The organism is Anisomitus miae (SeqCode) (assembly GCF_054906395.1).
The window spans coordinates 38,474-58,904 of record NZ_JBRACL010000008.1; the positions used below are offsets into that span (position 1 = coordinate 38,474).

16 protein-coding genes are annotated in these 20,431 nt (G+C 30.4%); 6 read left to right on the plus strand and 10 right to left on the minus strand.

The annotated features are described in order from the left end of the window. Positions 1 to 59 precede the first annotated feature (59 nt). Positions 60 to 716 carry a single-stranded DNA-binding protein gene (locus tag AALI31_RS05805; protein WP_489885588.1) on the minus strand — a complete coding sequence of 219 codons (657 nt, stop codon included), beginning with the start codon at positions 714 to 716 and terminating at the stop codon, positions 60 to 62. Positions 717 to 845: 129 nt separating this feature from the next. Continuing rightward, complete coding sequence (locus tag AALI31_RS05810) at positions 846 to 1,649, minus strand: polysaccharide deacetylase family protein (RefSeq protein WP_489885589.1); 804 nt, start codon at positions 1,647 to 1,649, stop codon at positions 846 to 848. Positions 1,650 to 1,809: 160 nt separating this feature from the next. On the opposite strand from AALI31_RS05810, the gene AALI31_RS05815 reads away from it, so the two are divergent. Continuing rightward, positions 1,810 to 2,340, plus strand: coding sequence for a DUF4364 family protein (locus AALI31_RS05815; protein ID WP_489885590.1), 531 nt, complete (start codon positions 1,810 to 1,812; stop codon positions 2,338 to 2,340). 45 nt (positions 2,341 to 2,385) lie between these two features. Here AALI31_RS05815 and AALI31_RS05820 read toward each other — a convergent pair whose 3' ends face one another. The 3 genes from AALI31_RS05820 to AALI31_RS05830 form a co-directional block, all read right to left on the minus strand. Further along, entirely contained in the window at positions 2,386 to 3,267 is an 882-nt protein-coding gene (locus tag AALI31_RS05820; RefSeq protein WP_489885591.1) for a YncE family protein, read from the minus strand. A gap of 227 nt (positions 3,268 to 3,494) precedes the next feature. After that, entirely contained in the window at positions 3,495 to 4,934 is a 1,440-nt protein-coding gene (locus tag AALI31_RS05825) for a serine hydrolase (RefSeq protein ID WP_489885592.1), read from the minus strand. 141 nt (positions 4,935 to 5,075) lie between these two features. After that, complete coding sequence (locus AALI31_RS05830) at positions 5,076 to 7,733, minus strand: valine--tRNA ligase (protein ID WP_489885593.1); 2,658 nt, start codon at positions 7,731 to 7,733, stop codon at positions 5,076 to 5,078. Positions 7,734 to 7,901: 168 nt separating this feature from the next. Here AALI31_RS05830 and AALI31_RS05835 point away from each other — a divergent pair, with 168 nt between their 5' ends. After that, on the plus strand, positions 7,902 to 8,267 hold the full coding sequence (locus tag AALI31_RS05835; protein ID WP_489885594.1) for a tetratricopeptide repeat protein: 366 nt from the start codon (positions 7,902 to 7,904) through the stop codon (positions 8,265 to 8,267). Between the two features lie 63 nt (positions 8,268 to 8,330). Here AALI31_RS05835 and AALI31_RS05840 read toward each other — a convergent pair whose 3' ends face one another. The 4 genes from AALI31_RS05840 to AALI31_RS05855 all read right to left on the minus strand — a co-directional run bounded on the left by AALI31_RS05840 (position 8,331) and on the right by AALI31_RS05855 (position 12,442). Next, entirely contained in the window at positions 8,331 to 9,461 is a 1,131-nt protein-coding gene (locus AALI31_RS05840) for a transglutaminase-like domain-containing protein (protein ID WP_489885595.1), read from the minus strand. A 48-nt stretch (positions 9,462 to 9,509) separates the two neighbouring features. Continuing rightward, entirely contained in the window at positions 9,510 to 9,965 is a 456-nt protein-coding gene (locus AALI31_RS05845) for a regulatory protein RecX (protein WP_489885596.1), read from the minus strand. A gap of 2 nt (positions 9,966 to 9,967) precedes the next feature. Next, on the minus strand, positions 9,968 to 11,209 hold the full coding sequence (locus AALI31_RS05850; protein WP_489885597.1) for a M16 family metallopeptidase: 1,242 nt from the start codon (positions 11,207 to 11,209) through the stop codon (positions 9,968 to 9,970). 153 nt (positions 11,210 to 11,362) lie between these two features. Continuing rightward, positions 11,363 to 12,442: a DUF4214 domain-containing protein gene (locus AALI31_RS05855; RefSeq protein ID WP_489885598.1), complete on the minus strand. Its 1,080-nt coding sequence runs from the start codon at positions 12,440 to 12,442 to the stop codon at positions 11,363 to 11,365. Positions 12,443 to 12,666: 224 nt separating this feature from the next. On the opposite strand from AALI31_RS05855, the gene AALI31_RS05860 reads away from it, so the two are divergent. The 4 genes from AALI31_RS05860 to AALI31_RS05875 all read left to right on the plus strand — a co-directional run bounded on the left by AALI31_RS05860 (position 12,667) and on the right by AALI31_RS05875 (position 15,858). Continuing rightward, complete coding sequence (locus AALI31_RS05860) at positions 12,667 to 13,212, plus strand: ferritin family protein (RefSeq protein ID WP_489885599.1); 546 nt, start codon at positions 12,667 to 12,669, stop codon at positions 13,210 to 13,212. 208 nt (positions 13,213 to 13,420) lie between these two features. Beyond that, the gene (locus AALI31_RS05865) at positions 13,421 to 14,353 is read left to right on the plus strand and encodes a hypothetical protein (RefSeq protein WP_489885600.1); all 933 of its coding nucleotides are present in this window, start codon (positions 13,421 to 13,423) and stop codon (positions 14,351 to 14,353) included. A 152-nt stretch (positions 14,354 to 14,505) separates the two neighbouring features. Continuing rightward, positions 14,506 to 15,156 (plus strand): hypothetical protein, encoded by a 651-nt coding sequence (locus AALI31_RS05870; protein WP_489885601.1) that lies wholly within the window; start codon positions 14,506 to 14,508, stop codon positions 15,154 to 15,156. A gap of 150 nt (positions 15,157 to 15,306) precedes the next feature. Then, complete coding sequence (locus AALI31_RS05875) at positions 15,307 to 15,858, plus strand: hypothetical protein (RefSeq protein WP_489885602.1); 552 nt, start codon at positions 15,307 to 15,309, stop codon at positions 15,856 to 15,858. Positions 15,859 to 15,883: 25 nt separating this feature from the next. On the opposite strand, the gene AALI31_RS05880 is transcribed toward AALI31_RS05875, so the two are convergent. After that, positions 15,884 to 20,341 (minus strand): hypothetical protein, encoded by a 4,458-nt coding sequence (locus AALI31_RS05880; RefSeq protein ID WP_489885603.1) that lies wholly within the window; start codon positions 20,339 to 20,341, stop codon positions 15,884 to 15,886. Positions 20,342 to 20,431: the final 90 nt, after the last annotated feature.

Sequence of the window (20,431 nt, forward strand, 5' to 3'; positions counted from 1 at the left end):
AAAAAAAAGACTTTGGCATAAAATAGCCAAAGTCTTTTGGGCATGACAATAATTTAATTCTATCCAACATCTTCAGATGTTTCTACGATTTTATTATTCTTGTCCACTTTTTCCATTTTAGAAACAGATACTTCGTAAGCAATTTTAGTTATCTTTTCATTTTCAGATAATTTTTTTTGGTACTCCCTACTTTGAAGTCTTCCCCAAACTCTTATATTATCTCCAACTTGCAAATTTTTACAGAACCTAGAATTTCTTCCCCACGCTATAGTAGGTATGTAATCAGATTTATTGTATGCTCTATTAACGGCTAAAAGAACATCTGCTATTTCCCTACCAAAAGGAGTTGTTCTATATAATGGCTGTTTACAAATATATCCATCTAAATATATCTCATTAGGGTTTTTGCTTTTTTCCGTGCACAAAGCCACATTTCTAGCAAACACAGTTAATATCAACTTATTTTTTCCATCAACGATTTTATTATAAGACCTAAGCTGTCCTTCTACTACCACTTCGATACCAATAGAAAAATCTATTCCCGACATTATTCTTTCTGATATGGTAATACTGAGTATGTCCTTTGAGTCACTTAACCTCATTACTTCAATATCAAAATTATAAAACCCTTCTCCAAACATTTCATGACTAAATATAGGTTTAGCTACTATCTTTCCCTCAAGCCATATCCTATTATTAACCAAGTTTGTGTCCATACTACACCTCTCCACATTAGTTTTTACTTCTCTAATATGTATATTAGTCAATATATTTTTTATTACCTCTTAAGAAATACAAATACATTATAAGGTTTGTTAATATTTTTTTCAATATTTTAAATTTATTTATATTTTAGAAACATTTTTCATTTTTTTCTGAGTTCCTGTAATGTCTATTTCATAATTATCTTTGTAAATAAGTTCTGAAATCTGTACAAATTCATATCCCTGTTTACTAAATTCCTCTAAAATCCTATCTAAATTTTCTGGAGTGTATTTAGTATTATTGTGAAAAAGAATTATTGAACCTGGTTTTATTTTCTGTGAAACCCTATTGTATTCAACCTCAGCTCCTTGTTCTTTCCAATCAATCGAATCCACATCCCACTGTATTGGAATATACCCTAAGCTTTTTACTATCTCCACAGAATTCTGATCATATCCACCTTTAGGGAATCTAAATATTTTGTTTCTCTTGTTTATTAATTCATATATTTTGCTATCTGTTATTTCCAATTCTTTAACTATCTTCTCTCTAGATAAGTTAGTAAAATCTGGATGAAGATTACTATGGTTTCCTAATTCATGTCCTCTCTTATCCATTTCTTTAACAAGCTCAACATTCCTTTCGTTATAATCAATCCACTTTCCTATCAAAAAGAATGTTGCCTTGGCATTGTGCTTATCTAAAACATTTAATATTTCTTCTGTTCTGTCTGTCCCCCAGTTCACATCAAATGTTATGGCAACCTTTTTATCAAGAGTATCTACCCTATATATTGGAAGAGATTTTTGAGAACTGAAAGTTAATACTGTGGGATCCCGAAAATAAAAATACGTAACAAATGAAAATAAGCCCAAAGCTAATATAGAGCTTAAATAAGAATACTTTTTAAATTCTTTACCTTTCTTCTTACTTCTTAAAAACAAGCGTGCTACCTCCTAAGGATTGTTTTCTTTTAAAAGTATATATTAATATATTGTTAGTAACGTTTCTTTATACTCTAAAAAATATTTTTTTATTTGTATTATTTTATTTTTAAGATTAGAATAACTATATGTGTGAAATTAATGAGGTGAGTTTAAAACTATGCTAAACAATATTATAGAACTTGCTGATAACAAGCTTCTTATCTTGTATATAATCAAAAAACTGAAACACCCCTGCACAAATATATACATAACAGATATCATTTTAAGCAATAACTTCTTAAACTATTTTTTACTGCAACAATACTTAAATGATTTAGTTGAAAGTAATTATTTGATTCTCCTAAAACCAAAAGATGAAGTGTTATATAAATTAGCACCTCGCGGGAAAAAAGTACTAGAGATGTTCCAAGGCAGAATATCCAAATTTAAAATTGACTGCTTTAATAACTACATGAATTCTTGTAACAAAAAAGAGCAAGTAATATCCTTAGAAACTAACTACACTAAAACTAAACCCGAGGGTTTTACATTGAACATTTCATTTAATCAAAAAAATGAGACTTTACTAAAGCTAAGTCTCAAAGCAAAATCCAAAAATGAACTAGACTGTATAATTAAAAATTGTGAAGAGAACACACAAAACATATATACTTTAATTTTATCATCACTCAAAAGCTCAAAAAAATAATACTTAGTGTACAAATTAAAAAATCATACACTAAGTATTAAAAATTTAATAACTATGAATGCAGGTTGGTTCCAGACCAGTTCTTATAAATTCCTCTTCTTTTGTATATATATCATATTTCAACAATATATCTTTATCACTTATAACTATATATAAAAATCTTCCCTTTTTTAATATCCCTCTGGGAGTTCCACATACATCGATTCTACTTATCTCTTTAAATGCCACTAAATCAATAACGCTAATACAATTTCCAAGATAATTCGAAACAAACGCCATGTTATCCTCATAATCAAAATGCATATCTATAGGTGATTTACCTAACGTTATCGTCTTACTTCTTTCCCCATTCTTGGAATCATAAACACTGAATGTTCCCTCTTCATCATTCCCGAGATTGCTCTCACATACAAAAATATGTCTTCCATCTCTGTAAAATTTAGATTCCATTGGAAGATTGCCCGTCCTTATCTTTCTTACAAAGTCGTTCTTTTCATAATTGACTATGGTCAATTCATTATTATGCATATTTGTAATGGAGATTAATTTACTTTTATCACAAATATCCATGCTGTGAGGATAATTGCCACATTGTATCTCATAACATAACCGTTTTTCAATCATATCGTATACAATCAAGCAATTATTCTCACTACATATCAAATACATGTAATCATTCTTAAATTTTAAATCATTTGCTAACATACCCACGTAATAATTTCTTACTCTACCATTTTCCACATCTATTTCGTAGAAACTATAATTATCATTGGTAGCCACATAAAGTTTACCACTATTTAAGTCTATCCCGTGAGAACCAAGGAGTTTTTCTTCCATGCTTATATACATTTTCTCTTCCTTACAAGCATCTAACCCGACCTTCGAAATATAATTAGACGAAACATTGCAAATATATAAATTTCGCATAAATCCCACCTCAAAAATATCTTTAATAGTAGTCATATTATTCTGAAAACAAAAATATTTTTTCTTTTTATATGTACAATTTATTAAATAATATGTCAACTCTAGAGTTTATTTTATCTAAAATCTGTTTTGATATACATATTTTATTAACAAATTTAGCTTTACAAAAATATAGCTTTACCACATTCATGGTAAAGCATCAATGGACATTTAATTTAAAGTAAACCTTATTTTTCATAAGCCAGTTTTGCAATATTGGCAATTACATTTTCTGCATTTTCCAAATCTCTCGTATACACACTTATGATAAACGGTGTATTTCCAAATACAATTCCTATATCATGATAATTGCCCTGATAAGAACCATATTTACTAGCAACTATATTACTTGGTATATATCTTCCTATTCTTACGCCAGTCGAACTATTTTTCATGTAATTCACAATGTTATTGTAGTATGGATTATTTTTCTCATTATAATATAACTTTTTCAAAAACGTATTCATCTCATTTGTCGTAAAAACATTTCCCGTACGATTAAGAACATATCCTAAAATTTTGCCATATTCTCCATAAAGATTTGCATATTGGCTTATACCTGTTATGAGCATATTCGCTGCTATATTATCCGAATTCAAAAGGGACATCTTTGATAATTCACTAAATTTTTGTGGAGGAAGAGCGTTATCAATAATATGATCCTGAAGTATTCCCGAACCCCCCTCATAATGTTTTTCATGAATATACTTGACAGTATTATTTAAATCTATTTTGCCAGCTTGTACCAAATCATACAAAACCAAATTAAGGGGAACCTTATAAGTACTACCTGCTTTGAACAACATATCTCCATTTATATCAAAAGATTCCTGAGTCGTTATATCGTAAAATGAAACCGCAACTTTATTAATATTGTTACCTAGATATCTAATAATTTTATTTTTCAAATTCAATAATTCTGGTTTTTTAGATAATTCTTTTTGCAAATCGCTTGCCTTCTTCTCAGCCTCTGAAACCTCTTTACTATCATCATATTCATAGATATTTGAATTTAAAGAATTATAGACAGCCGACGCACTACTCCTTTTATGTGATAAAAAGGAATTACTATCATTTAATTTTACACTCATGAGAGATACTCTTATTGAAATCTCATCGCTTTCTAATAATTTTGAAATCACATCATTTATAACTTCTGGAGAATCGTTTATATTCCACCTTAAAGTCAAAATTACATCATTTGTATAATTTGATGGATAATATTTCTTATAATAATATATAATTCTATCATCTATGTATTTTAGCCAATATTCCATATTATCTTCATCTACTTCTCTATCAAAAATAAATCTATATACCTTGTCCACAAAATCATCTTTAAGTCTCGTAGTTTTTAGAAATTCTTCTGACTCCAATACGAATTTTTCAATAAAGTAGCTGACAGATATCAGTCCATTACCTAACATATCATACCAATAAGAAAACCCATCTAAGTCAGATTCCCTTTTATAAAAAATGTTATACGCATATTCTATGAAATTACCAAGAAGCTTATCTGATGTTTTAGTAATAGCAGTTTTAGGAAAAATTCCATATACCTTAACACTTGAAAACCCAAAACCAAAAACCAAAAATGTTATAGTGAAATATCTTAAAATTTTTTTCATCATTCACTCCTTACAATAAATTTTCTAAACAAAATCTTTAAACACAACTATGAAAAAATAATCCTTCTTAAACTTATATACTTTAAGAAGGATTAATCATTGCGTCCATATTAAAATCTATTCAATGTATAATAAACTTTATTATAAATTATTTTTAAAATTTGAGATATTCACTCTAACGTCTTCAAGCATTGATTCATACTTTTTTAATTTATCTTTTTCATCATTTATAACTTTCTCTGGTGCCTTTTGCACAAAACCAAAATTAGAAAGTTTCTTCATTATTCTGTCAATTTCCAACTTTAGCTTCTCTTCCTCTTTACCAAGTCTAGAAAGTTCCTTTTTTACATCCACAAGATCGAGCAATGGTATATACATGTTTGATGATGAAGTAACTATCGAAACAACCTTATTCGAATTTATAAGTTCTTCATCGATACTATTAGTAACTTCTATATCTTTTACTAAGCCTAACTTTTCTATATAAACTAACGACTCTTTATATACATCACCGAAACCTTCTTTAGGTACAATGTGAAGCTTCGCTTTCTTAGAAGGAGGAATATTCATCTGAGATCTTAAATTTCTTATCATTTTTATAGCTTCAATTATTAAATTCATCTTTTCCTCAGAATCGTTAAAATTTAAATTCTTATCAAATTCTGGAAAACTAGAGGTCGCTATAAATTCACATTCATCACTCTTTAAATTGAAATACAATTTTTCAGTTATAAATGGCATTACAGGATGCAAAAGTTTTAAGGAATCCACTAAAACTTTACGAAGAACACCTAGAGTAACACCTTTGTTCTCAGAATTCTCTCCGTACAAAACAGTTTTCGAAAGTTCTATATACCAATCACAAAATTCCGTCCATACAAAATCATAAATCTTTGAAAGTCCAATACCAAGCTCGAATTTTTCAAAATTGCTCGTAACTTCAAGTATAAGAGAATTCAGTTTATTTAAAATCCATCTATCTGCCAAACTATATCTCTTAGGATCATAATACTTATTGATTAATTCTTCATCTAGATTCATCATAACAAACTTTGAAGCATTCCAAACCTTATTTGCAAAATTAGAAGCAGAATCTACCTTTTCCTCAATGTATCTAATATCATTTCCTGGAGATGTACCGTTCACAAGCATAAATCTTAAAGCATCTGCTCCATACTTTTCTATTACATCCATAGGATCGACCCCATTATCAAGAGATTTTGACATCTTTCTTCCTTGAGAATCTCTTATGATCCCGTGTATGAAAACTTTTTTGAAAGGAACTTGCTTCATATTGTGTATTCCAGAAAAAATCATTCTAGCAACCCAGAAAAATATTATATCGTATCCTGTAACTAGCGTTTCATTTGGATAGAAATACTTTAAATCCTCAGTTTCACGAGGCCATCCGAGTATAGAGAAAGGCCAAAGTGCTGAACTAAACCATGTGTCCAAGACATCATCATCTTGACGAATATTCTTAGAATTACACTTTTCACACTTCAGAATATCTTCAGATGAAACCATAACATGATTACAATTATCACAATAGAAAACCGGAATCCTGTGTCCCCACCAAAGCTGTCTGGAAATACACCAATCTTTAACATTTTCCATCCAATTAAAATAAATTTTATCAAACCTCTCAGGTATAAATGAAATCTCCTTGGTCTTCACACTCTCTATGGCAGGCTTAGCCAATTCTTCCATCCTTACATACCACTGTTCTGAAATCATTGGCTCAACTATTGTTCCACATCTATCATGACAACTTACATTGTGAATATGATCTTTTATCGTAACCAAAAATCCACCTTTTTGTAAATCCTCAACTATCTTTTGTCTAGCATCATATCTGTACAATCCTTTATACTCAAATCCATTTTCATTAACGCACGCCTTGTCATTCAAAATTTTAATCTGAGGGAGATTGTGCCTCAAACCAACCTCATAGTCATTTGGATCATGAGCCGGAGTAACCTTAACTGCTCCAGTACCAAATTCCATATCAACATAAGAATCTCCAATAATAGGAATCTCTTTATTAACCAATGGGAGAATTACATGCTTACCTATGTATTTTTTATATCTATCATCTTCAGGATTCACCATAACAGCAACATCACCAAGCATAGTTTCAGGTCTAGTAGTCGCTATTTCAAGATACCCATCTCCATCAGATAAATAATACTTTATGTACCAAAACTTCCCTACCATTTCTTTATACTCAATCTCAGCATCAGAGAGAGCGGTAGAACACTTAGGACACCAATTCGTAATTCTATTACCTTTATATATAAATCCTTGATTATACAGATTAACAAAAACTTCTTTAACAGCCTTGTTCAAATTATCGTCCATAGTAAAAGCCTCTCTCGAAAAATCGCAAGAAGCACCCATCATTTCAATTTGCTGTCTTATTTTTTCTCTGTAGGTCTTGGTCCAGTCCCACACCTTGCTTAAAAATTTTTCACGTCCTAAATCTTCCTTTTTTATTCCTTCCTTAAAAAGTTCATTTTCGACACGAACCTCAGTGGCAATACTTGCGTGATCCTCACCTGGCACCCATAATGCCTCATAACCTTGCATCCTCTTAAATCTTATCAATATATCTTGCAGTGTTAAGTCAAGAGAATGACCTAAGTGCAACTTACCAGTTATATTTGGAGGAGGCATGGATATAACATACGGAGTTTTTTTTGCACTAACTTTTGCTTTAAACAAATTATTTTGTTGCCAAATATCAAAAATCTCTTTTTCAAATTCCAAAGGAACGTATTTATGTAATTCTTCTCTCATTATTAACCTCCCCAAACAACTCATAATAACAAATATTTTTTTCCTATTTGAACATTATCCTTATTTTATCACATAGAATATTAATGTCAAAAACATTTATATTTTAAACTGAATAATCAAGGTAATTTTTGGAATAATATTACTAAGTTTAATAAGAGGTGATTAATTGTGGATTCTTATTTCAAGAAAGCAAATGACTATTATAATAAGAAAGAGTATAAAAAGGCCATTTCATTATACAAAAAAGCTATAGAAAATGAAGAAAGTGAGGCATGTTCTTTATATAATTCAGCTGTATGTTACATAAAATTACAAGATTATGATAAAGCCATAGAACTCCTAAAAAAAGCTCTCGCTATAAAACTTGACAACAAATACTTATTTAATTTAGCTTACTGTTACTCTTTACTTGGAGATAACGCAAAAGCACTTACATATTTTAATTGGTCTTGGGCATACAATAATGATGATTTTGAATGTAAGAAAGCTATTTCAATGATTCTTGAGTCATATAATAATCGTACCAATCGGTAAGATAAAAAATGTAAATGGGTAGATTTAACACTCCCTATTAAAGCTACCCACCATACTTATATATCAAACTGAAAATTCCCATATAATTCTTTCTTTTTTGTGATCCTGTCCAAAGTTCTCTACATCAAAATAATTACCCGTTTCACCAAATGTCGTGTCCAATTGAATCCATTTTCCAATTTCATCTATATAAACCTCGTTCCAAGCATGATTTATCCAAGAATTACCATCGAATCCTTTCCCCACTACAATTCTTGTAGGCAACCCAACGATCTCTGCCAACACAGAATACAGACTTGCATAATCGAAACATATCCCCTTTTTAGTTTCGAATGCAGAGATTGCACCAGATAGATTACTAAAATCATTATTAAGTATGTCTTCTGACTTTTCATTATCGTAATCCATAATATCTATAACATCCTCATAAAATTTTTTAGCTCTGTTATATGAGTTATTTATACCATGCACACTACTAAAAGCAAATTCCTCAATCTCTTTATTTCTCATGGTAGCTTCATCAATAGTAACACCGTTATATAGATATCTAACATTAGATATGCTTATATCTTTAAAAGCATCAAATATTGGATCAAATATATTAAATATGATGTCGTTAAGACTACTCCTGAATGGTAAAATCAAGTTATTCGATAAACTACTATATATGCTCGACGAATTTATAGTTTTAATCAATGTACTTTCCTTATTTAAAAACACAGAAAATGTATTAAGTATAAGGACAAACACTAAAACATTAATCACCGCTTTCGGAATCTTAATTACTCCAAAAATCATCGACTTGATCATAGAAGGTAATTTTGTCAACAACTCATGTATATCTGCAATCATTCTTCTAAAGAACATTCTGTATATAAACCTAAATATAACTGAATACACCGAAAACATAATTGCGAACAAAAATAATTTTAATCCAAATCCCCAAAATCCATAATCTGTTTCTTGTGAATTAAAAATCTTTAATACAAAGTAATAGAGATCATAAGCTATAAAATTATAAGATAAATAAATAACGTATAGAGAAAATATATTGATATAAAACTTTATATCTCTCGATATATAATTAAATTTCGTATATTGAATAGAGCCTTTTGCTATAGTAAAAACGAATAGAATCACAATTAAAATACTCACAGCACTTGTATTGAAAGTATCCGATAATAGTTTAAACAACCGATATTCCCCTTTTTGGAACAATATCCAATGATCTTGAATTGATTTTTAAATTACTTCATCTATAATTTTAGTCACAAGATCATAGTCATAACCTTTACTTACCAGGTGACAAAAAAGCTTGTGTCTAATCTTAAACCCTTCAAATTTTCCTTTAATCAGTTCATATTTCTTCTTACAAATTTTAACTCCCGTTTCTATTTTTTGCTCATCAGATATCTTCGAAAATTCCGCTTTCAAAAACTCTTCATCCAATCCCTTTAAAATGAGATCAAAAAATATCTTTTTCTCACCATATTTACACATTTTGTTACTTATATAATTCCTAGCATAACGTTCATCATCTATAAAATTATAAGATACCAAATACTCAACCACTCTATCTGAAACTTCTGGTGATACACATTTATCATTAAGATATTTTTTCATTTCCTTTTGAGTTTTATCATAACGATTCAATAATTTTAGCGCTAGATTTTTTGCAATTATAAAATCTTTATCCATAATTATTTCCCTTTAAGAATATGAATTGTTGGATTTTTAAAATATTTACTACAAATATCTATTAATTCGTTAGAATTAATTTTATCTATCGTTAGCAAATCATTGATATAACTGTTAATATCTTTTTTATAAATCATCTTATCGATCAGATACAGTCCAAGTTTTTCACTATTCTCGATAGTAGAGTATATAGACATCAATTGCAATTTCTTCATAAGTTGTAAATTATAATCGTTGAAATGATCCTTCCATGTTTTCATATTTTCTATACAACTATCAATAATTTTCATAACTTTATCTACATTTTTATAATTTGTAGCACAAAAAATATACATTCCATCGAATTCATCACTAAGTTCTATTTGGGTATAAACATCATATGCCAAACCCATTTCTTCCCTAATCTTTTTAAACAATATTGAATTTGAACTACCGCCAAGTTTATATGCTGCTATCTTTAAAAGTATCTTCTCATGCTGTTGAAGATCCTCAAAAGTAAAAAGATATGTTATAGTGCTCAATTCCAAATCATTTCTATATGTAACTATCTTTTGTGAAATATTGCTCTCCTTTATTAAATCTTTATGTATTGCTTCTCTGCTTTGCCAGGAGCCGAAATATTTATTCAATAAATCAACTAAATATCGTTCATCATACGAACTTATAATAACTGCATAGGAATTATTAGGTAAATAATATCTTTTATAAAATTCGTTTAAATCAATTCTCTTAATGTTCTTAACCGAATCCTTAGTTCCAGCTATATCAAATCTTAAATGGGATTTTTTAAATGCCTCTTCATTTATTCGCATAAAACTATATTCTTCATAGTCAGATACACACGAATCAATTTCCGATATTATCACATCCTTCTCAAGAGAAATCTCTTTGGCATCAAATTCAGGATACATAATCATACTAGAAATCAACTCTACTGACTTTTCAATATCAATGCACATACCGTTTATAGTAAATATAGTTGAACCATAATCAGTAAAAGCATCATAATCTCCACCTAAAAATTCCAAAGTCTTATTGATCTCGTAATTGCTAAATTTTTCATTTGACTTGAATAACATATGCTCAATGAAATGACTAAACCCAAGTTCATCTTCAGATTCATACGCACTTCCGATCTTAACTCCAAAACTTAGATTAAAAAATTTACTATCTCTTTTTAAGAAAACAACTTCAAGTCCATTGTCCAATGTAAATTTCTTAAAATCAATTTTAAAATTTTCCATACTCTCTCCTAACCTTAACATAATACATTTTTTTGTATTTTTTTTCCAGATGATAGTTATTAAATTTATAAGTTTTTCACATTTTAAATCCCACTTGCACTCTAAGTATGATAAAAAAACTATGATTTAATACAAAACCATAGTTTCAAACAATTAAGCAGCTAATCCAATTTCACTCATTAACCTTACATACTCATCACTTTTGAACATTTGAACTAGCACATTACTCCTAGACGTTTTCTTTATCTCGTTCACCCAAAAACTCTTCCCATCTTCATCAGGTAGTCTCTTTAGGGTAATTTTATATATGCGAGTTACGAAATCTCCATCCGACATACTGATATTTTTAAATTCTTTACTATCAATAATCGATTTAACAAACTTCGTAGTAGACATGAAATTATCGATCAAGCTCTTTGAGTATTTGCTTATTTCAGAATCAGTAGCTTGTCTATTCATCAAATTCATGTATACACTCCTTATAATATCTTCAACTATATCTTCCACATTAAAATTATACAAAAAGGTCTTACTCTCTCCACGCAAGGACACGTCATTTAATCCTCGCTGAAAAAGCAAATTCAAATTAAACTTGAGAACTTCTCTCTCCTTAAAGTTCCCCATAACTATGTACACATATTGTTTAAGCTTACCTGACACAATTAAATGCTTTTTCTCAAATGACATATTGAAATCTTTAGTAAATTCTGGATAAACAAGAGTTGCTTGTACATTTTTAAGTGTGTCCCATGGGTCATCAATTTCAATAGCAATCGTTATTTTATCTTGCTCATTATACAAAAGCACTGGATCTCCAACTGCTTGTCCGCCTTTGAAAGTTTTATTTTCAGCACTAAGCGAAGCTATTCCTCTCACATTCTCTTCCGATCTATTGACAACCAACGTTACCCCTAACTTTAAATTATTGATACTGTATTCCTTACTACCCAATGTCACAACTATTACATATTTGTTTTTCGATAACTCATAGGTGCTAACAGGAATAACCTTCTGTCCATCCTCAACAAAAAACTCTTTCACCACGCCATTTAAATCACTATCAATACCAACATTAAAAACAAATTTGTTACCACCAGAAATATTTTCTAAAAACTCCGTACTAACTTCAACCTTCGAAGAATTGTTTGAAGATGCAGTAGTTTTAGCTCCTATCATAAAAAATAAGAAAAAAGTAAATATTGCTGTTAAAATTTTACTTCTGCAACTTAACAATAAATCTTCCCTCCATTTATTAAATAATTAGTTACAATTATATAATATTTGAGTTAATTTTTCTAGGAATAATTTACAAATTTATTATAATGCAGATAAGATTTTTAAAATTTTACTCTATTATTTAAGACTTGAAAATAAATAGGCTTTATTATATAATAATTATTAGTAATTGAAATTAAGTTTTCAATGGTAATTTGTTTTTTATATTTTGGAGGTTAGTAATGAAAAAATTTATTTGTACAGTTTGTGGATATATATCTGAAGGTTCAGTTCCTGAGGTTTGCCCTGTTTGTAAAGCACCTTCTGAGAAATTTAATGAGCAAACAGGTGAAAAGATGCAATGGGCAGACGAACATGTTATAGGTGTTGCCAAGGGTGTTGACCCAAGAGTGGTTGAAGGATTACAAATGAATTTTGAAGCTGAGTGCACAGAAGTTGGTATGTATTTGGCTATGTCAAGACAAGCTGATAGAGAAGGATATCCTGAAGTTGCTGAAGCTTACAAGAGAATGGCTTTCGAGGAAGCTGAGCATGCGTCAAAGTTTGCAGAACTTTTGGGAGAAGTTGTTGATAATTGTACTAAGACAAATCTTGAGAAAAGAGTTGCTGCTGAGCACTGTGCTTGCAAAGATAAAAAGGATTTAGCTACTTTGGCTAAACAATTAAATCTTGATGCTATACATGATACTGTTCATGAGATGTGTAAGGATGAAGCTAGACATGGAAAAGCTTTTGAAGGACTTCTTAAAAGATACTTTGGAGCTTAGAGATGTTGCTATAATATATTTTTAATGCTCTAGAATCCACTTTTGAGTGGGTTCTTTTTGTTTTTGTCCATATATAATTTTCTGATTTTTTTAATGAGAGATATTAAGTTTATAATTTTTGCATTCGATAATGCTCAGTATAAAGTCCGACCAAATTGCCTTTATTTATAAATTTTAGATTTTATCTTAACAGGAGAAAAAATCAGATATGAAAGATTGTAGAAATGATTTTAAGAATGATAACGACTTTAATAGTAGTTTTAAGCCTCATTTGAAAGCTATATCTCTCTTTTCACTATCGACGTTGGTATTAACGTTAACTCTAGGAGAAGCTAGCAAAGTTAAAGCAATGATGCCATCACAAGCACTTAAGGCGGGTTCATCCATAGTAAGACCTGGTGCTTCATCTAATATTCTAGGTAGCATAATAAATAGTACTGGTGGGGCAAGTGGACTGGGTGCCGCAGTGTCAAAAATAAAAAACCCCAATACACCTAAAATAATGTCTGCGACAAAGACAGCTACAACTAAACCATTAACCACAACAACTGCTACGAAAACAACCACTTCTACTTTAACAAAACCAGCTGTTGCACCGAAGCCAACATCAACATCTAGTATAACGAAACCTACAACTTCCACATCAACTACCACTTCAAGTACGAGTAGTACAACTTCTACTAAGCCTACAACGACTACTACAACTTCAGGTACAGGTGGTAGCTCAAGCGTAACAAAACCTACAACAATTTCAACTGGTACTCAAACTACAAATACAACTTCAACTGGTACTCAGACCACGCTAACTGGTACTGGATCATCAACTGCTCCTACTACTAGACCTTCATCGGTATCATCTGGTACTTCTGGACAAGGCAACAGTGGTGGTACAACAACTACCTTTACAGATAACACAAATAGCAAAAAGAATAAGCTTCTTATAGGTGGAGCACTAGCTGGGGCTGGAGCACTTGCACTTGGACTAGGTTTAGGATTAGGTCTTAAGGGCAACAGCAGTTCAACATCTGATGATGGTAAAGATAATACACAGCCACCAAAATCAGTTCCAACACCTGAAGCTCCTTCTAATTCTAACAATGTTGTATCTTCTCCACTTGGTAATTTATTCACAGATGAATAATCTTTAGTGGGCACTAACGATGTTTAGTGCCTTTTATAATTTACTTAAAATTTTTTAATTATATGAGTTAAGTTGTCAGATATGCTTACGAATATGTAAGTATAATCAATTTAAATTTTAATGGATATGAAATACAGGGAGGTATTTAATTTATGAGTAATGTTAAAAACAACAATAACAACAAAAAGGAATTTGCTAAAAAGGCGGTTGCCCTCGGTGCAGCTCTTGGTGTTGTAGCTGGTATAGGTGCTGGTATGGCTGGAGGAGATGAAGCTCAAGCTAGAAGCCGTACAAGTACGACTACAACTTCTACTGACTCTGCAAGTACTGAAGCTACTACTACTAGTACTAGAAGACCTGCTTCCAATGCTTCTACATCTACTTCAACCTCATCAACTTCTTCAACTTCATCATCTAGAACTTCAAGATCAGCTGGTACTAGAAAGGTTTCAGCTAAAATAGCTAGTACTACTACAAATGAAGATGAGAATGATGTTGAAAATGTAGAAGAAGCAGTAGCAGATGAAGGTGCAACTACTACTACTGGAGGAAGAAGAAATAACACAAGTTCTACTGCAGGTAGTAGAAGTGCTGGTACTAGCACTAGCAGGAGAGGTACTACTTCTACTACAAACACATCTAGTAGTGCTAGTAAGACTGAAGAAAAAACTGGAAGTAACTCTCATGCTTCAGTTGAAAGCAAAAAAGCTAGTTCAAAAGCTCAACAAAACAAAGATTCAGCATCTAGAACTACAAACTCAACTAGCAATAAAGTTGTTGTTAGCGTTTCAACTAATAAATAATTTCATTCCCTTCAAGTACAGGAGACACTTTCCCCATAGAGTGTCTCCTCTTTCTTTGTAAATCAAAATGGTTAAGGTTATTAAATTATTACACGATATATAAAAGTGTAGACTTTAGTTATGGTTATTTTACAGGGAGGTAAAACTAAAATGAAAGAAAATAATAAAAAAGATATAACTAAGAAAGCGGTTGCTTTCGGCACAGCACTTGGTGTTATGGCTGGTATAAGTGCTGGTATGACTAGTGGAGATGAAGCTCAGGCCATAAGTCGTACTTCCAGTACAACAAGAACATCATCTACAAATTCTGAAGCTACTATAGCTGATTCTACTACAACTAAAAGACCTACTTCTAACGCCTCTGAATCTACAACACTAACTACTAAAATAAACGCTAGAACATCTTCAAGTACTACTAGAAGAAAAAGTCAAGTAAAAGTTTTAAATAGTTCTACAAACACTGAAGAAAATCAGGATAATACTAATGATCAAGATGAAAAAAATACAAATGAGGAATCAAATGCGTCTTCTAATGAGAAAGATACAAGTTCTGAAGAATCAAGTTCTAAAAGACCACAAAGCAGTTATAGAACTGTGAATGAAAAGAAAGTTCAAGCAAGATCAATGACTCAAAGAACATCATCAAATTCGGGTGTATCAAATACTCAAAATAGAATCGTCGTAAAAGTTGCTACAAAATAAAAAGCACTAAGATCTTAGTGCTTTTTTAATATTCTAATCCCATATCAAGGATTAATTCCTCGAACTCTTTTTCATTTATCATTCTATTTACTACATACTGTTTTGAAGCAAAGTTATCACCATTAGAATTAACTAAGGCATCATCATTGTAAAACCTAATCCAAAAATTAAGTCCATTGCTATCTGGTTCCCTGTTGACTACAATTGAATATAACACAGTTATAAGTTCCTCTATGCTATAATTCATTTCTGAAAACTCTTTTTCAGCAAACAGCAAATTTATCAAAAAGTTCCTAGCAGATATATCTTTTGTTTTAAGTCTATCAATCCAATACTTATATCCTGACTCATCTGGATCTCTTAAGAATGATCTTCCATAAACATCATATAAAAATGACTGAACATCATCCTCTGCATCCAATTCAACATTTTCCAAATTAAATACTAACTCGTTATCTCCATCAACTCGAACTTTAACCTCTATTTTATCGTATTTCTTTTTAGGTACAAGCCCTTTGATCTTTATATCAGATTCATTTAATTCAAAATCCAGACCTTCAATATCACATTTTATATCAGATTCATTTATAGAATTATTCTCACTCACTGACCTAGGCAGACTGAACACCAACTCATCTCCCAATCCATCAAAATCTTCTACTGATATCGGAATATCAAAATTTATATCTTCATTATTGTCTTCATCCAAATTTATATCACTAACTGACAAATTTACCTTTCCTGGACCAACCTTAAATGTATCAGATTCAAGTTCTACCACAACTTCATAATCTCTGTTCTCATTTATGAAATAATCTAGATCAAAACTCGTTGTTTGAGAAACGTTTGTGATAGTTTGGATCTTTGTATAACCATTTATATTCTTGCTCTCCAAATCATTCTGATTACTCTGTTCTGGATTCTTTTTTTCCACTTCTTTAAGATATATATTTATTTTATCACTATATACAAATTTAATAGGCTCATGATAAGCCCAACTAACAGAATAACTCCTCTTCTGTATATTATCTTGAGTAATTTCTGACTCATCAATTACTGCTCTTATAGTACGATATGGAATTTCAAATTCTATAAATAACATTTCATTAAATTCCAAATTTTCAGTATCAACACGATATCCATGAGGATTGAATGAAATTAAAAAATCTCTATCTGTAAATCTATCTGACAATGTAAGCTCAAAATCTAAAGTCTCTTCAGCAGATAAGGATACTATACTTCCACTTGAGTAATTTTTATTCTCTGGAAGTTTCTGAAACACATCCAAGTATAATGAAGATTTTATATATTCAAATACATCATCTCCATTTTTAAAATCAGTCTTTATTCTGATTTTATCACCAGCAATAGATTCTATTCTACAATTTTGAAACACCACATTAGTTGTAGAAAACTTTGTGGTACAATCTGGTATATCATTAGCTCTATTAATAAATTTCACTAATATCTCATAATTCATTTGAGGTTTTAAAAATATTAAATTAATCATCGTAATATCTTGCAATTTTTGAAATTCATCATCGTGTATAATCGTAAAAAGCGGTATCTTACCAAACGTTTTGTTATTTCCTTCCTTTATATATATCTCTATTGAGTCATCATCTAAGAATTTATACTCCTCAGGATAATTTATAAGTAGCTTTACTGAATGCTCAGTAGGATCTTTAGTTGAACAAGATGTGGTTCCTGACTTCGTCACAAAGTCTACAGTTTTTTCAAATTTAACACCACTTATCGTGTAAACAAGCTTAGCAGTATACTCCATATTCATATGATTAACTACGGTCTCTCCCAAAGTCACATCCTTGATATCTTTTCCAGTTTTTGAAAACGAACTCCCTACTGGATACCCACCAACAATCTTCCTCTTTATGAATATATCCAATTTATCTTTTTCATTAAAATCTGTTATGTCATTAGATAACGTCCATTTAAATACAGCACTATTTGTCCTGACAGCTTCAGTCTCAAAAGAACTTATTACAAAATCTTTCGTCTTTATATCAGTCAGCCTAACTTCTTTAGTATGGATCTGCTCACTTGTACTAGTATCAGAAGGTGATGGAGTAGTAGGTGTTTGTGTTCCATCTTGTGAAGTATTGTCGCTTGACCCTGACTCATTTTCCTTTTGTTCTTCCTGTACATCCTGTTCTCCTTTTACACCTTCACCATTTCGTTGAACAAATTGTTCTATTTTCCCATTTCCATTTTCATCTATCTCTTGACTTTGAGAAACTGTAGAATCTTTATTTTCCTCTTTACCATCAGTTGAACCTTCTTCAGATCCTGCTGTACCTCCACTACCAGAAACTTCCGTGCTCTCTTGGCTACCTTCTTCTCCAGAACTTGTTATGCCATTAGATGATGAATCACCTCCACTACTACCACTACTTTGATCGTTTGAAGATGATCCTTCTCCATCAGATCCTGATGAACCTCCATCTACAGTACCCGACTCACTATTTGCTTTAAATTCATTTTTTGTTTTAAACTCTACTCTAAATTCATAATTTCTGTTAGGAATTAAGTAATCAACAACAAAGGAAGATGTATTTTTCAAATCAACTTTAGACTCATCATTTGAAGAATGCACATACTCCTTAAACAATACTTCCGATGATGAAGCCAAATCTTTTTGCTTTGTATATATCTTTATAGAATCCCCATCCGTAAATTCAAATTCAGTCGGATATGAAACCTCTAATGTTACTTGATTAGCTGTAATATCCTTAGCTGTTACATTAACAATTTTGTTATCTGTAGTTGTATCACTCACAACTTCAGAAGAAACATTTTTTGTAAATATGTTCCCACTTCTTGATACTTCCACATTCCCTATAGGAGCATTTTGCGTAAAAATATTTCCACCTATTGCCATACCTTCATTATCTATATAGAGACTCTTCAACTCTGCATATTTCTTACCTCCTATGTTGTAGACAAGCTTTATGTCATAAGCTCCTTTAACTTCCCCACTTATATCAATATCTAAAGAAAACGTTTTATCTAAATTTGTATCTTTGTAAAAATAAGCATCATCAGAATAACTAGGAACATCTTTTTCCTTTATATATATAGCCAAACTATCTCCATCTATAAATTCAAATTTGGATTTCATTAACTGCCAACTTAAAATTACTTTCAGATTATTTTGATTATCAAACTTACCAGAAACATTTATATCTTTTATACCAAACTGTGGAGTGCTAAAAGTATCTTCCTTAATTTTCACAATTGTCCCATCATTGTAAAGTATTTCATAAATTATCTTATATTTATGATCCACTTTCAAATTATTAAATTCAACCTTATGGTTTGGACTAAAAGATATAGAACTTATTTCTTTAGAGAAAATTTGCTCATTCTCCACATGATCATTCAAAACATCAACCAAGTAAATATTCAAAATCTCTCCGCTGTTAAACTTAACCTTATTATCAAATCCAAATGATACTCTTACTCCTCTAGAATTTAATACAGAAACTTTAGAGTTTATGTTGTAAAAATCATTTTCCTGTTTGATAATTCGCTCAAATTCCTTACCTGCAAAATAATATGCCAGCTTCACACTATACTCTGAGGAAACATTGCCTGTATCCAAAGTGGTTGAATGTATGTCTGTTTTTAAAATTTTTTCAATTGGGTCAGCAGGAAAATTCAATTCACCAAATTTCTTAACGAATATTTTTATACAATCCTTATCTAAAAATTTAAAATCATCGTCTGAAATACTCCAATCTAACTTAATCTTTCTGTCTGATATCATTGAAGTTTTCATTTCTGATATTTCAAAATCCTTACTTTTGAACTCTTTATTGAAAACAAGGTTTATATTATTACTCATAGAAAGTACACATCCTATGTTATATGTAGTGCCCGGCTTAACACTAACATTTTTAAAACTGAATGTACTTCTGTATGTATTCAAATCTGCTCTACTTTTTTTGAGTAAAAAATCATATTCATTTTCTTCATTTGAAATATCTTTTCCATAAATACAAAATTCCTTTATTAACAATAAATCTTTTCCACTATAGTTGACAAACACATTGCAAGAATTAAGAGTTATATTCTTCACACTGAAGCTATTCTCTAAATATTTAAAATTTGAACTATATTCAATATTTTTTCTAGATATTTTATCTAATAAATTAATTTTCAAAGTATATTCATTATTATTTTTTAACTCTTCATAAATAAAAAAACTTTCATCCACCATAGATATATTAATTGGTCTACCAGAGTCTGAAACAATCAAATCCACTTGACTAATATCATAATTCTCAAGTTCAGTTCTATCCATAAATATTTCAGTAGATCCTTCCCACTTAATTATGTATACAGGAATATCAAATTCATTAGCTGCAACTTTCTCACTTTTCAAAACACTAAACAAAGTAATTAAAATGAAAATAAAAAAAACATAATAACAATTTTTTATCTTCCTAGGTGAATTGCTCATACTTATGATTACCCCCCAATGAAAAAAATAATTAATCCTAACAAACCTCCATTTTAGTTTAAATTTTTTTTAATAATTTATTCATTATGT

Coding starts and splice junctions, on each gene's coding strand:
- AALI31_RS05805 (WP_489885588.1), bottom strand. CDS start 716: ATGGACACAAACTTGGTTAATAATAGGATATGGCTTGAGGGAAAGATA.
- AALI31_RS05815 (WP_489885590.1), top strand. CDS start 1,810: ATGCTAAACAATATTATAGAACTTGCTGATAACAAGCTTCTTATCTTG.
- AALI31_RS05820 (WP_489885591.1), bottom strand. CDS start 3,267: ATGCGAAATTTATATATTTGCAATGTTTCGTCTAATTATATTTCGAAG.
- AALI31_RS05825 (WP_489885592.1), bottom strand. CDS start 4,934: ATGAAAAAAATTTTAAGATATTTCACTATAACATTTTTGGTTTTTGGT.
- AALI31_RS05830 (WP_489885593.1), bottom strand. CDS start 7,733: ATGAGAGAAGAATTACATAAATACGTTCCTTTGGAATTTGAAAAAGAG.
- AALI31_RS05845 (WP_489885596.1), bottom strand. CDS start 9,965: ATGGATAAAGATTTTATAATTGCAAAAAATCTAGCGCTAAAATTATTG.
- AALI31_RS05850 (WP_489885597.1), bottom strand. CDS start 11,209: ATGGAAAATTTTAAAATTGATTTTAAGAAATTTACATTGGACAATGGA.
- AALI31_RS05860 (WP_489885599.1), top strand. CDS start 12,667: ATGAAAAAATTTATTTGTACAGTTTGTGGATATATATCTGAAGGTTCA.
- AALI31_RS05865 (WP_489885600.1), top strand. CDS start 13,421: ATGAAAGATTGTAGAAATGATTTTAAGAATGATAACGACTTTAATAGT.
- AALI31_RS05870 (WP_489885601.1), top strand. CDS start 14,506: ATGAGTAATGTTAAAAACAACAATAACAACAAAAAGGAATTTGCTAAA.
- AALI31_RS05875 (WP_489885602.1), top strand. CDS start 15,307: ATGAAAGAAAATAATAAAAAAGATATAACTAAGAAAGCGGTTGCTTTC.
- AALI31_RS05880 (WP_489885603.1), bottom strand. CDS start 20,341: ATGAGCAATTCACCTAGGAAGATAAAAAATTGTTATTATGTTTTTTTT.